The following is a 12,617-nucleotide window of genomic DNA, read 5'->3' on the forward strand; positions in this document are numbered from 1 at the left end:
CATGCGTGACTTCACTCGGCTCCCTCCCGCTGCGGGACGACCTCCGCGGGCGCTCTCCTTACGGTGCACCCGTCATCGATGTGCCCGTCCGCCTCAACGTCAATGAGAATGCGTTCGACGTCCCTGCGGACGTCACAGCGGCCTTGCAGGAACGGGTCGCGGCGATCAGCTCGACCCTGAATCGCTATCCCGATCGGGAATTCACCGCGCTGCGGAATCTGCTCGCCGACTACCTGAGCGGCGTTCTGCGGCGTGAGGGTCGGCCCACTGCTCTGCAGGCTCCGGTGCCCTCCTCGATCTCCCCGGACATGATCTGGGCCGCCAACGGCTCGAACGAAGTCCTGTTCCACATCCTGCAGGCGTATGCGGGGCCCGGTCGCTCGGCCCTGGGCTTCGGGCCCAGCTATTCGATGCACCCCCTCATCGCGCAGTCCACCGGTGCGGACTGGATCGAAGTCCCCCGCGGTGCGGACTTCGCGATCACGGTCGACCATGCGGTGGACGCGGTGCGGACGCACTCGCCCGATGTCGTCTTCCTCTGCACTCCCAACAACCCGACGGGCAACAGCACTCCGCTCGAGGTCATCGAGGCCGTGTACGACGCGACAGACGGGATCGTCATCGTCGACGAGGCGTACGCGGAGTTCGCGGGCCCTGACTTCCGGACGGCCCTGAGCCTGCTGCCCGGGCGACCCCGCCTCGTCGTGTCGCGCACGATGAGCAAGGCATTCGCGTTCGCCGGAGCCCGTCTGGGATACGCGGCCGCCGACCCTGGACTCGTGGACGGTCTGCGGCTGGTCCGCATGCCGTATCACCTCTCGTCACTCACGCAGGCCGCGGCAGAGGCCGCGCTCGCGCACCCGGACTCCCTGCTCGCAGGAGTCCAGGAGCTGTCCCGCCAGCGCGATCGCATGGTCGCGGGCCTGCGCGAGCACGGGTTCGACGTGGTGGCGTCCGACGCGAACTTCGTCCTGTTCCGAGGAGTCGCAGACCCCGCGCTTCTCTGGACGCGCCTCGTCGAGAAGGGGGTCCTCATCCGCGATGTCGGCATCCCCGGATCCCTCCGCGTGAACGCGGGGACGGACGCGGAGACGACCGCGTTCCTCACCGCCATGGCAGAGATCCTCTCCACCCACCCCGACACCCTTGGAAGGAGCCCGCAGTGACGCAACGCACCGCGAGCGCGCAGCGGACGACGAGCGAATCCGACGTCTCCGTCTCGATCGACCTGGACGGGACCGGCGCATCGACGATCGACACCGGTGTCCCGTTCTACGACCACATGCTCACGGCCCTGTCGAAGCATTCGCTCATCGACATGGAGATACGCGCGCAGGGGGACGTCCACATCGACGTGCACCACACGGTCGAGGACACTGCGATCACCCTCGGATGGGCGCTGAGGGACGCACTCGGCGACAAGGCCGGGATCCGTCGATACGGTGACGCGATGGTCCCGCTCGACGAAGCGCTCGCGCAGGCCGTCGTGGACATCTCGGGACGCCCGTACTTCGTCCACGAGGGCGAATCCGATGCGCAGCGCTACCACCTCATCGGTGGGCACTTCACCGGCTCCATGACGGGGCACGCACTCGAATCGCTGGCCTTCCAGGCCGGTCTCACCGTGCACCTGAGACTGCTGGCCGGTCGCGATGCGCATCACATCGCCGAAGCCCAGTTCAAGGCGTTCGCGCGGGCGCTCCGCACTGCGGTGGAGCCTGATCCGCGGGCGCACGGCGTGCCGTCGACGAAGGGGGCTCTGTGAGCAGGACCGTCATCGTCACGCCGTTCGGCCGTCCCGATCAGCTGGCGGCCGCGTGCGTGCTGTCGGAGATCCCCGGCGACGTCGTGCCGATCGGCGACTTCTCCGCGATCGTGCAGAGCGGGACGGACATCGAGGCGGGCAACCGCGCGGCGGCCGCGATCTCGAAGCTGACGGGGAAGCACGAAGTGCTCCTCATGGTGCGCAGCGAGGAGCAGATCGACGCTGCCCACTACCGCGGCGGCGACCGGGAGGCGGACGTCCCGGCCGGGCTCGCGCTGTCGAACCTGCCGAGCGAGCTCGAGCAGCTCCTCCTCGAGGTGACGGACCCGCGTGACGTCGACGGGTGGATCGACACCTCATCCATGTCGAAGCTCGAGGCATCGCGCGCCACGATGACCCCGCAGCGGGCCGCCCTGGCCCGGACCGCGATGCTGTGGCTGATCGCCGCCCTCCTCGCACTGGTGGTCGTGGTCTTCGGCGTCGTGCAGGGCGTCGGCGGATCCGTGATGGGCTGGGTCGTGGCCGTGTTCGGTGCGCTCGTCCTGGGCGCGTCCCTGCTGCGGGTGCGACGCGTGCTCAATCCCGGGGCGGCGCGGTGACCGCACCGCTCGTGGCCGTCCTGGACTACGGGTCCGGCAACATCCACTCGGTCGTCCGCGCGCTCGAGCATGCGGGCGCTCGCGTGAGCCTCACCGACGACCATGCGGTGATCGCGGAAGCCGACGGTCTCGTGGTCCCCGGAGTGGGTGCGTTCGCCTCCGTTGTGGAGGGGCTGGACACCGTCGACGGCGGTGCGCTCGTCCGGGAGCGCCACGCGGCGGGACTCCCGACACTGGGCATCTGCGTCGGCCTGCAGGTGCTGTTCGCCGCCGGTTCCGAGCACGGTGAACGGACCGACGGCATCGGGCTGTGGGCGGGGGAGGTGACGCGCCTCGACGCCCCGATCGTTCCGCACATGGGATGGTCGCGGGTCAGGACGCCGGAGGGTTCCCGCATGTTCGAGGGGATCCGCGACCAGCACTTCTACTTCGTCCATTCGTACGCCGCGCCGCACGGGCCCGACCACGCACTCACCACTGTCTCCGACCACGGCGCACCCTTCGTCGCGGCCGTCGAAGACGGTGCGACCTGGGCGACCCAGTTCCACCCGGAGAAGTCCGGGGACGCGGGCCGGGCCCTGCTGGAGAACTGGCTGCGCACGCTGAAGACTCGATCACACACTCATCCGAACTCGGAGGAACAGCAATGACCCCGCTAGTGGAGACCCCCGCACTCACCCTGCTGCCGGCCGTCGATGTGTCAGACGGACAGGCAGTGAGGCTCGTCCAGGGCGAGGCCGGCACGGAGACGATGTACGGCTCGCCGCTCGAGGCGGCCGGATCATTCGAGGATCAGGGCGCCGAATGGATCCACCTCGTGGACCTCGACGCCGCATTCGGACGCGGTTCGAACTACGACCTGCTCAGCAAGGTCACGAAGTCGCTGTCGATCAAGGTCGAGCTGTCCGGCGGGATCCGGGACACGGAGAGCCTCGAGCGCGCGCTGGACACCGGCGCGGAGCGCGTCAACATCGGCACCGCGGCCCTGGAGAATCCGGAGTGGACAGCAGAGGTCATCGCGCACTACGGCGACAAGATCGCGATCGGCCTGGACGTGCGGGGACAAACCCTCGCAGCGCGCGGGTGGACGAAGGACGGCGGTGACCTCTACGAGGTCTTCGACCAACTCGAGGCCGCAGGCTGCACCCGCTACGTCGTCACGGACGTGACGAAGGACGGGACCCTCAAGGGGCCGAACACGCAGCTGCTGGCCGAGCTGGCGTCACGCACGGACCGTCCGATCGTGGCCTCCGGTGGGATCTCGACCCTGGACGACATCGCCGCGCTCCGCGCGCTGGTGCCGGAAGGCGTCGATGCGGCGATCGTGGGCAAGGCGCTCTACGCGGGTCGCTTCACCCTCGCCGAGGCGCTGGACGTCGCAGGACGCTGACATGCCGGACTCATCGGAGGACCGCGTGCCGGGCGAGCCGCAGATCCCCGCACACCTGCGGGGCGCGATCGGCGGCCCGGCCGACTCTGCCGGTGTGCCCTGGGGCGGGCGGGAACTCCATTCGAATCCCTTCGCCGGCGATTCGGGCGAGGCCGAGCCCGCACTGCGCGAGGCACTGGTGGCCGTGGCCGCAGAGCCCCTCGATCCGCAGCGTCACCGCGCGGTCGTCGAGGCCCTCGTGGACGCGCGGCTCTATGCGCCGGTCCTGCCGTCGGTGCTCACGCAGTCCGTCGACGAGCGGGGCCTCATCCACGACAACTCGTCTGAGATGTCGATGGTGCGGCTGCGCTCCGGCGACGGGCGCGAGGCGACGCCCGCCTTCACCGACATCCCGTCGCTGACCGCTTGGCACCGGGAAGCCCGCCCCGTGCCGATCGAAGCGGAGCGGCTGGGCGCCGCCGCGGTCGAGGAGGGAGCCCAGCTGGTCGTGGTCGATCCGGGCACCCCGCACACATTCCTCCTGAGGCGACCCGCGCTGTGGTCGTTCCTCCAGCGGAAGCCCTGGCTGCCGGCCTGGGCAGATGCCGTCGTGGCATCAGCGCTGCGCTCCGTCGCGACGGACTTCGCCTGGATCGGGGGAGTGGGCATGGGGCCCGCGACCCCAGCGGTGCACGCGGAGGGGCCGGAGGTCCGGGTCGAGGTGCGGGTGGACGAAGTGGACGGAGCATCCACCGACGACGACAGGACGGCGTTCCGCCGGGCCCTGGCCGCGGATCCCACAGTGACCGATCGCATCGACTCCCTCACGCTCGGCTTCGTGCGGCGCTGACGAGAGCACCCAGCGGAAAGGACCGGGGCCCGGAGCATCTGCTCCGGGCCCCGGCCCTTTCCTCAGCGTCGACGCGCGGTGCCGGGCACCATGCGCGGGAAGGGGACGCTGAGAGTCATCGGGCGGCCTTTGCCTGCCGTGCCGCAGGAGTGCGGCTGCCGCGGCTAGCGCACTGGACCGGTGTACTTCTCCCCGGGTCCCTTCCCCGGCTCATCCGGGACTGAGGAGGCCTCGCGGAACGCCAGCTGAAGAGAGCGGAGGCCGTCGCGCAGCGGTCGCGCATGGTGATCCCCGATCTCCGTCGCGCCGGCGGTGACCAGTCCGGCGAGCGCCGTGATGAGCTTGCGCGCCTCGTCGAGGTCGACGAGATCCGCAGCCTTCTCCGCGTCCGTGTCCTCGCTGAGGCCGAGCTTGACCGCCGATGCGCTCATGAGGTGGACGGCGGCAGTGGAGATCACTTCCACTGCGGGCACCTCTGCGATGTCGCGGACAGCCTGGGCGGCGGCATCCGCAGCGTGCTGATCCGAGGAGGAGGATGGAGTAGTGGCATCGGCCGTGGTCTGTGCGCCGGCGGATGCGTCGAAGCTGAAGGAGTGCGACTGGGTCATAGGACCAGTCTCCCACACGCCCGCGCGGGTCGATGTGCACTCCTGCCGGAAGTGGAGTATCGTGGTGGGAGTGCAAAGCGGGGCTTCGGGCTCCCACCTGGATCGCTTCTGGTGATCGGGTACTCCAGTACGGCCTTCTGGTCGTACTTTACAGTTACGCAGGCTCTTGCCGTGCGTCCCTGTGGTGTATCTTCAGGCCCCCTCTGCATCGGCAGTCGGGGCCTTTTGCATTCCCGACCGTCGGAGAGTCGTCTTCAGAGCCGAGAAGGAGCAGCACATCAGCGAGCCGCGTATCAACGACAAGATCAGAGTCCCGGAAGTCCGCCTCGTCGGACCGAACGGGGAGCAGGTGGGCATCGTCGCAATGCGGAAGGCCCTCGATCTCGCCCGTGAAGCGGACCTCGATCTGGTCGAGGTGGCGCCGCAGGCCAAGCCCCCTGTCGCCAAGCTCATGGACTACGGCAAATTCAAGTACGAGTCCGCTCAGAAGGCACGTGAGGCACGGAAGAATCAGGCCAATACGGCTCTGAAGGAGATCCGCTTCCGACTCAAGATCGACGAACACGATTATGAGACCAAGAAGGGGCACGTCACGCGGTTCCTCGACGGCGGGGACAAGGTCAAGGTCATGATCATGTTCCGCGGCCGTGAGCAGTCGCGACCGGAGATGGGCGTCAGGCTCCTCAACCGGCTCGCGGAGGATGTGTCCGAACTCGGTTCGGTCGAGTCCTCGCCCCGCGTGGACGGGCGAAACATGGTCATGGTCATCGCTCCGGCGAAGTCCAAGTCCGATGCGAAGGCGGAATCGCGCAAGTCGACCGCTGGATCGAAGGGATCGCAGGCGGAGGTCAAGTCCCGCCGCGACCGCGAAGCACAGGCCAAGGCTGAGGCTCGCTCGGAGAAGCCCTCCGCAGCGGAATCCTGACCCGCCGACGCCGATAACGAGATGTGAAGGAGAACGGCACCATGCCGAAGCAGAAGACCCACAGCGGCGCCAAGAAGCGTCTGCGCCTCACAGGCAGCGGCAAGGTCATGCGTGAGGGCGTCAACAAGCGCCACCTCGCGGAGCACAAGTCCTCGCGGCGCAAGCGCCGGATCTCGATGGACCAGGTGCTCACGAAGGGCGATCGGGCCAAGGGCCTGAAGCTCCTCGGCAAGCGCTGAGTCCCTGACAACGCAGACAGCACTGCGCATCACGAGCAGACCGATGGTCTGACGGATGCGCGCGACCACTGCCGCCGCAGTGGCGATATTCACAAGGAGTACACGTGGCACGTGTGAAGAGGGCGCTCAACGCCAAGAAGAAGCGCCGGGTCATCCTCGACCGGGCGAGCGGATACCGCGGACAGCGTTCGCGTCTGTACCGCAAGGCCAAGGAACAGGTCATCCACTCGCTGGTCTACAGCTACCGCGACCGTCGCGCCCGGAAGGGTGACTTCCGTCGCCTCTGGATCCAGCGCATCAACGCCGGTGCGCGCGCGAACGGCATGACCTACAACCGCTTCATCCAGGGTCTCAAGGCCGCAGGCGTCGAGGTCGACCGTCGCATGCTGGCTGAGCTCGCCGTCAACGACCAGGCGACGTTCGCCACGCTCGTCAAGGTCGCCAAGGACGCGCTCCCCTCGGACGTCAACGCGCCGAAGACTTCAGCGGCCTGAGCCGCTTCCCTCTCTGAGGGACGTCCCACGAACGGGGCCGAAGACCCACCGGGTCTTCGGTCCCGTTCGTGCTGTGCGGGCGCAGTGACGCAGCGTGCCGCAGGTGGCCGTGGCTGGGTACTCTTCCTGTATGGACCTTCACCCGCGCCTGACCGGCCCCGTCGTCACCCGTCCCGATGCTCCGCGGATCAAGGAGGCGGCGAAGCTCTCGAAGCGATCCTGGAGGACGAAGGCCGGTCGGTTCCTCGTGGAGGGGCCGCAGGCGCTGCGGGAGGCGCTGGTCAGGCACGGCGAGTTGAGGCCCGCACCGGCGACGCTGCCGTCGCACGAGGACTTACCCCAGCTGGTGCCTGCGGGCGCGATCCTGGACGTCTGGGCCACCGCAGAGGCGGCAGACCGCAACGAGGACCTCCTCGATGCCGCTCGCACTGCGGGAGTCCGCATCCGCCAGGCCACCGCCGAGGTCCTGGGGATCCTCACGGACACCGTCGTCTCGCAGGGCGTGGTGGCCGTGGTCGAGCGCCTCGACGTGTCGCTGACGGATGTCGTGAACCGTGATGCCCGCCTGATCGTCGTGCTGTCCCAGGTGCGCGACCCGGGCAACGCGGGCACCGTGCTCCGAGTGGCGGATGCGGCGGGGGCGGACGCCGTGGTGGTCACCTCGTCCAGCGTGGATCTGTACAACCCGAAGACCGTCCGATCGACGGCCGGCTCGCTGTTCCACGTCCCCGTGGTGACGGGGGTCGGCCTGCCGGAGGTCGCGGAGCTCGCACGCGCACGGGGCCTGCAGGTCCTGGCCGCCGACGCCCATCCGCCCGCGCACGATCTGCACGCGCCCTGGGACACGGGACTCGACATGTCGCGTCCCACTGCGTGGGTGTTCGGCAACGAGGCGTGGGGCCTGCCGGAGGCTGATCGGGCGGAGTGCGACGCAGCCGTGGCCATCCCGCTCTACGGACGGGCGGAGAGCCTCAACCTCGCATCCGCCGCGAGCATCTGCATCTACGAGTCCGCCCGCACAATCCATCTCTGAGACACGCACATCTCTGAGCCACGCCCACCTCTGAGGCACGCTCCTGCGGTCTCTGTGGGGGCCGCGCCCGCACCTCTGCGGGAACCGCGCCGGCACCTCTGCGGGGACCCCACCGGAGCAGACCCGGTCCCCGTGCTGCGCACTGACCTGCGGGGCTAGACTGTTCCACGGCGTCGTGTGCGCCCGTCCTGTCCGTCACGCACTCATGAGAGAAGGCCGATGTCCGAGCCCAGTGCCGTCGATCCGACCACCATCGACCCCCGCGACGAGGCCGCGGTCACCGCGGCCGTCGACGCCGCGCTCCAGGCGTTTCGCGCCGCCGGTGACCTCGAGGAGCTCAAGACGGCGAAGATCGCGCACACGGGGGACAAGTCTCCGCTTGCCCTCGCCAACCGGGGGATCGGCGCCCTGGACAAGGCGGACAAGGCGGTCGCCGGCAAGCTCGTGGGTCAGTCCCGCGGGCGCGTGTCCCGCGCGCTCGCAGAACGTCAGTCGCAGCTCGAGGCGAAGCGCGAGGCCGAGGTGCTGGTCGCTGAGGCCATCGACGTCACGCTCCCGTCCGCTCGGACCTCCCAGGGCGCCCGTCATCCGCTCCAGCTGCTGCAGGAGCAGATCGCGGATCACTTCGTGGGGCACGGATGGGAAGTGGCCGAAGGACCGGAGATCGAGGCCGAATGGCTCAACTTCGACTCACTCAACTTCGGTCCCGACCACCCCGCGCGGCAGATGCAGGACACCTTCTTCGTGGACCCTCCCGATGCGGGCCTCGTCCTGCGCACGCACACCTCACCGGTCCAGTCGCGCAGCCTGCTGGAGCGGGGGGTCCCGCTCTACGTCGTCTGCCCCGGCAAGGTCTTCCGCACCGATGAGCTGGATGCGACGCACACGCCCGTGTTCCATCAGGTCGAGGGCATCGCGATCGACAAGGGCCTCACGATGGCGCATCTGAAGGGCACGCTCGATGCGTTCGCGCGCGCGATGTTCGGCCCGGATTCGCGGACCCGCCTGCGTCCCTCGTTCTTCCCGTTCACGGAGCCCAGCGCAGAGATGGACTTCTGGTTCCCGCAGAAGGTCGGCGGTCCCGGCTGGATCGAGTGGGGCGGCTGCGGCATGGTGCATCCGAACGTGCTGGCGGCGGCGGGCATCGACCCCGACGAGTACCAGGGCTTCGCCTTCGGGATGGGCATCGAACGCACACTCATGCTCAGGGAGGGCATCAACGATATGCACGACATGGTCGAGGGCGATCTCCGCTTCTCCGCACGGTTCGGGGTGGATGCCTGATGCGCGTTCCACTCGAATGGCTGTCCGACCACGTCGACCTCTCCGTGGTCGACGATCCGCACGAGCTCGCGGCCGAGTTCGCCGGGATCGGGCTCGAGGAGGAGGAGTACATCGGTCCGTCCGTGACCGGGCCGCTGGTCGTGGGCCGTGTGCTGACCGCCGAACCGGAGGAGCACTCGAACGGCAAGACCGTCAACTGGTGCACGGTCGACGTCGGGAGGCCCCAGCCGCAGGGGATCGTGTGCGGCGCTCACAACTTCGGTCCCGGCGACCTCGTCGTCGCCGCGCTGCCGGGTGCGGTCCTCCCGGGAGACTTCGCCATCGCGGCGCGCAAGACGTACGGCCACGTGTCCGACGGCATGATCTGCTCATCCCGGGAACTGGGGCTGGGCGATGACCACGACGGCATCATCGTGCTGTCCGAGCTCGGACTCGACGGGGCGCCCGGAGACGACGCGATCGCGCTGCTGGGACTCGACCGGGTGACCCTCGACGTCAACGTGACTCCGGACCGCGGCTATCAGCTGAGCATGCGCGGGATCGCACGCGAGTACGCGATGCTCAAGGACCAGGCGTTCACGGACCCCGCAGACATCCCGACGGATGCGCCGACGGACAGGGGCTTCCCCGTCGTCCTGGACGACTCGTCGCCGATCCACGGAGAACCCGGGTGCAGCCGCTTCACGGCGCTCACCGTCACGGGCATCGACCCGACGGCGCGCACCCCGTTCTGGATGGCCCGCCGCCTGCTCGAGGCCGGGATGCGGCCGATCAGCCTCACGGTGGACATCACGAACTACGTGATGCTTGAGCTCGGCCAGCCGCTCCACGCGTATGACGCGCAGAAGCTCACGGCGCCCCTCACCGTGCGCAGGGCGAGAGCGGGGGAGACGCTCGTGACGCTGGACGACGCGACGCGGACACTCGACCCGGAGGACCTCCTCATCACCGATGCCGGCGACGGCGCAGAGGGCAGCCGAATCGTCGGCCTCGCCGGCGTCATGGGCTCGGCAGAGCTGGAGGTCACCGATACGACGCGCGAGGTCATCCTCGAGGCCGCCCATTTCGACCCCGTGTCGATCGCGCGGACGGCACGCCGGCACAGGCTGCCGAGCGAAGCGGCGAAGCGATTCGAGCGCGGGGTCGACCCCGCCGTAGGCCCTGCGGCCGCACGTCGGGCCGCCGACCTCCTGGTCGAGCTGGCGGGAGGCGTCCTCAGCACGGACACCACGCAGGCGGGGGATGCGCCGGAGCCGCGCGTCATCGAACTCGCAGCGGATCTGCCCTCCGCGCGGGTGGGAGTCGACTACTCGGTCGACGACGTCACCCGGCTGCTCGCCGCGGTGGGCGCAGAGGCCGTGCGTGCCTCGGACACCTCCGACGAAGCGCCCACGCTGCGCGTCACGGTCCCGACCTGGCGCTCAGACCTCACCCATGCGGTCGACCTCGTCGAAGAGGTCGCCCGGGCCGGGGGATACGAACGGATCCCCTCCGTCGAGCCCCAGGCTCCCGGCGGTGCCGGACTCACCGAGTCCCAGCGTGCGCGCCGCCGCGTCTCGAACATGCTCGCGGCGAGCGGACTGACCGAGGTCCTCACCTACCCGTTCACCTCGCAGGCACGAGCCGACGACCTGCTGTATCCCGAGGACGACGAACGGCGGACGCTGGTGAAGCTCGCCAATCCGCTCGGCGAGGATCGCCCGCTGATGCGGTCGACGCTCCTCTCCACCCTCGTCGACGCAGTGGTGCGCAACACCGGTCGCGGCTTCAAGGACGTGGCGGTGTTCGAAGCCGGCCTCGTGACGCACGGGGGCCGTCCCACGGATGAGCCTGGTCCGCGATTCGCCCCCGGCTACCACCCCACCGCTCTCGAACTGAACCGGGTCCGCGGCTCCGTGCCCGCACAGCCGCACCACATCGCGGGCGTCATCGCCGGTCACGCCGTGCTGCCCGGTGTGCTCGGCGGGGGACGGCGCGCAGACGCCCACGACGCGATCGACCTGGTCCACCGGATCGCAGCTGTGAACGGCCAGACCGTCCGGGCGGAGGCCGACGCGCGGGCTCCGTGGCATCCGGGCCGGTGCGCGCGGTTCACCCTGGCCGACGGATCGGTCTTCGGCTGGGCCGGCGAACTGCACCCGAAGGTCTGCGAGAACCTCGGTCTGCCGGTGCGGACCGTGGCCTTCGAGATCGACCTCGATGCGCTGCTCGCCCAGCCCGACGAACGGGACTGGACGGGCGCACTGTCGACATACCCCGTGTCCCGTCAGGACGTCGCGCTCGTCGTGGACGAGGCACTGCCGGCAGCTGAGCTCATGGACACCCTGCGCTCGGCCGCCGGTGAGGAGCTCGAGTCGCTCGAAGTCTTCGACGTGTACACCGGCGACCAGGTGCCCGCTGGTGCCAAGTCACTGGCGCTGCGCATGACGTTCCGTGCGACGGACCGCACTCTGACGGCGGACGAGGCCTCCCGACTGCGCGAGGCGGCGACGACGGCGGCGGCGACGAAGCACAGCGCGGAGGTCCGCTCGTGACCGCACCGACCGAGCACGCTCCGGCGGTCGATCCCACCTCGAGCCTCGTCGTCGTGACCGGCGCGTCGCGCGGGATCGGACGAGCGCTCGCGGAGGGGTTCGCCGCCGCGGGGCACCCGGTCCTCGTCACCGCGCGCTCCGCAGACTCCGCACGGGCCGCGGCAGTGGGGATCGTCGACAGATCCTGCGTGCACGTCGACGGCGCAGAGGTGACCCCGCGCGTGCGGGGCATCGCGCTCGACGTCACAGCGCCCGACTCGGTGGCCGCCTTCACCGACGAGGTCTCCCGCGTCGCCGCTGAATGGGACGCGCCCCTGCGCACGCTGGTGAACAACGCCGGCACTGTGGAGGCGAGCGAAGGTCCGATCTGGGAGGTCGATGCAGAGGACATGGCATCGGTCATCGAGACGAACCTCATCGGGGTCTTCCGCGTGGTCCGTGCGCTCGTGCCCACGCTCCTGGAGAGCGCCGCGCAGTCGGGCGAGCCCGTGCGGATCATCGACCTGAACTCCGGTTCGGGCGCTTCCGGCACGACGGCGCACGCCGCGTACTCGGCGTCCAAGGCCGGACTGTTCCGGCTGGCCCAGTCGCTCGTCGACCACGGCCACGACCGGGGCCTGCGCGTCTTCGAGATGGCGCCCGGGGTCGTCGCATCCGACATGACGAGATCGATGCCGATGCACGATCACCGGACAGGGGACGACTGGACCCCGCCGCAGGCAGTGGTTCAGCTCGCCCTCGCCCTCGCGTCGGGACGCCTCGACGCGTGGACCGGACGCTACGTCCGGGCGGGTGTCGACACACCCGAGTCGCTCGAGAGTGCCGCGGACACGCTGACGCCGGGGGACCTCGGCGACGGCTTCCGCACGCTGGCCGTGCGCATGCAGTAGCGTTGCCGCCGGTGCCTCGGACGCGGG

At 69.5% G+C, this 12,617-nt stretch carries 14 protein-coding genes; 13 read left to right on the forward strand and 1 reads right to left on the reverse strand.

The features are described from left to right. Window positions 1-5 precede the first annotated feature (5 nt). Genes FM105_RS11590 through FM105_RS11615 form a run of 6 tightly spaced genes read left to right on the forward strand, consistent with a single transcriptional unit; the run spans window position 6 to window position 4,583 of the window. Window positions 6-1,166, forward strand: coding sequence for a histidinol-phosphate transaminase (locus FM105_RS11590; protein WP_087008304.1), 1,161 nt, complete (start codon window positions 6-8; stop codon window positions 1,164-1,166). Continuing rightward, on the forward strand, window positions 1,163-1,765 hold the full coding sequence (hisB, locus tag FM105_RS11595) for an imidazoleglycerol-phosphate dehydratase HisB (RefSeq protein ID WP_087008306.1): 603 nt from the start codon (window positions 1,163-1,165) through the stop codon (window positions 1,763-1,765). Before FM105_RS11590 ends, hisB begins: the two co-directional genes overlap by 4 nt. Then, window positions 1,762-2,364, forward strand: coding sequence for a hypothetical protein (locus FM105_RS11600; protein WP_087008308.1), 603 nt, complete (start codon window positions 1,762-1,764; stop codon window positions 2,362-2,364). The genes hisB and FM105_RS11600 overlap by 4 nt, the downstream gene beginning before the upstream one ends. Next, window positions 2,361-3,014 carry an imidazole glycerol phosphate synthase subunit HisH gene (gene hisH, locus FM105_RS11605; RefSeq protein WP_087008310.1) on the forward strand — a complete coding sequence of 218 codons (654 nt, stop codon included), beginning with the start codon at window positions 2,361-2,363 and terminating at the stop codon, window positions 3,012-3,014. The genes FM105_RS11600 and hisH overlap by 4 nt, the downstream gene beginning before the upstream one ends. Continuing rightward, window positions 3,011-3,754 carry a bifunctional 1-(5-phosphoribosyl)-5-((5-phosphoribosylamino)methylideneamino)imidazole-4-carboxamide isomerase/phosphoribosylanthranilate isomerase PriA gene (gene priA / locus FM105_RS11610; protein ID WP_087008311.1) on the forward strand — a complete coding sequence of 248 codons (744 nt, stop codon included), beginning with the start codon at window positions 3,011-3,013 and terminating at the stop codon, window positions 3,752-3,754. The genes hisH and priA overlap by 4 nt, the downstream gene beginning before the upstream one ends. 1 nt (window position 3,755) lies before the next feature. Continuing rightward, window positions 3,756-4,583, forward strand: a complete 828-nt coding sequence (locus tag FM105_RS11615; protein ID WP_087008313.1) for an SseB family protein — start codon at window positions 3,756-3,758, stop codon at window positions 4,581-4,583. A gap of 164 nt (window positions 4,584-4,747) precedes the next feature. On the opposite strand, the gene FM105_RS11620 is transcribed toward FM105_RS11615, so the two are convergent. After that, window positions 4,748-5,191 (reverse strand): DUF1844 domain-containing protein, encoded by a 444-nt coding sequence (locus tag FM105_RS11620; protein WP_087008315.1) that lies wholly within the window; start codon window positions 5,189-5,191, stop codon window positions 4,748-4,750. Between the two features lie 184 nt (window positions 5,192-5,375). Here FM105_RS11620 and infC point away from each other — a divergent pair, with 184 nt between their 5' ends. From infC to FM105_RS11655, 7 genes are all read left to right on the forward strand, one after another. After that, window positions 5,376-6,116, forward strand: a complete 741-nt coding sequence (infC, locus tag FM105_RS11625) for a translation initiation factor IF-3 (protein ID WP_373404783.1) — start codon at window positions 5,376-5,378, stop codon at window positions 6,114-6,116. A gap of 41 nt (window positions 6,117-6,157) precedes the next feature. Then, window positions 6,158-6,355, forward strand: coding sequence for a 50S ribosomal protein L35 (gene rpmI / locus FM105_RS11630; RefSeq protein ID WP_087008466.1), 198 nt, complete (start codon window positions 6,158-6,160; stop codon window positions 6,353-6,355). 104 nt (window positions 6,356-6,459) lie between these two features. Continuing rightward, window positions 6,460-6,849: a 50S ribosomal protein L20 gene (gene rplT, locus FM105_RS11635; protein ID WP_087008317.1), complete on the forward strand. Its 390-nt coding sequence runs from the start codon at window positions 6,460-6,462 to the stop codon at window positions 6,847-6,849. A gap of 130 nt (window positions 6,850-6,979) precedes the next feature. Further along, on the forward strand, window positions 6,980-7,882 hold the full coding sequence (locus FM105_RS11640; protein WP_087008319.1) for a TrmH family RNA methyltransferase: 903 nt from the start codon (window positions 6,980-6,982) through the stop codon (window positions 7,880-7,882). A 219-nt stretch (window positions 7,883-8,101) separates the two neighbouring features. After that, window positions 8,102-9,166, forward strand: coding sequence for a phenylalanine--tRNA ligase subunit alpha (gene pheS, locus FM105_RS11645; RefSeq protein ID WP_087008320.1), 1,065 nt, complete (start codon window positions 8,102-8,104; stop codon window positions 9,164-9,166). Continuing rightward, window positions 9,166-11,700, forward strand: coding sequence for a phenylalanine--tRNA ligase subunit beta (gene pheT / locus FM105_RS11650; protein ID WP_087008322.1), 2,535 nt, complete (start codon window positions 9,166-9,168; stop codon window positions 11,698-11,700). Before pheS ends, pheT begins: the two co-directional genes overlap by 1 nt. Beyond that, window positions 11,697-12,590, forward strand: coding sequence for an SDR family oxidoreductase (locus FM105_RS11655; protein WP_087008324.1), 894 nt, complete (start codon window positions 11,697-11,699; stop codon window positions 12,588-12,590). Before pheT ends, FM105_RS11655 begins: the two co-directional genes overlap by 4 nt. The last annotated feature ends 27 nt before the right edge of the window (window positions 12,591-12,617 follow it).

Origin of the sequence: Brevibacterium yomogidense (genome assembly GCF_900163715.1) — a bacterium.
In the GTDB taxonomy this organism is placed as follows: Bacteria; Actinomycetota; Actinomycetes; order Actinomycetales; family Brevibacteriaceae; genus Brevibacterium; species Brevibacterium yomogidense_A.

Bases quoted from the DNA above. Each gene is read 5' to 3' on its own strand.
- priA (WP_087008311.1), top strand. From the start codon at position 3,011: ATGACCCCGCTAGTGGAGACCCCCGCACTCACCCTGCTGCCGGCCGTC.
- FM105_RS11615 (WP_087008313.1), top strand. From the start codon at position 3,756: ATGCCGGACTCATCGGAGGACCGCGTGCCGGGCGAGCCGCAGATCCCC.
- FM105_RS11620 (WP_087008315.1), bottom strand. From the start codon at position 5,191: ATGACCCAGTCGCACTCCTTCAGCTTCGACGCATCCGCCGGCGCACAG.
- rpmI (WP_087008466.1), top strand. From the start codon at position 6,158: ATGCCGAAGCAGAAGACCCACAGCGGCGCCAAGAAGCGTCTGCGCCTC.
- FM105_RS11640 (WP_087008319.1), top strand. From the start codon at position 6,980: ATGGACCTTCACCCGCGCCTGACCGGCCCCGTCGTCACCCGTCCCGAT.
- pheS (WP_087008320.1), top strand. From the start codon at position 8,102: ATGTCCGAGCCCAGTGCCGTCGATCCGACCACCATCGACCCCCGCGAC.
- pheT (WP_087008322.1), top strand. From the start codon at position 9,166: ATGCGCGTTCCACTCGAATGGCTGTCCGACCACGTCGACCTCTCCGTG.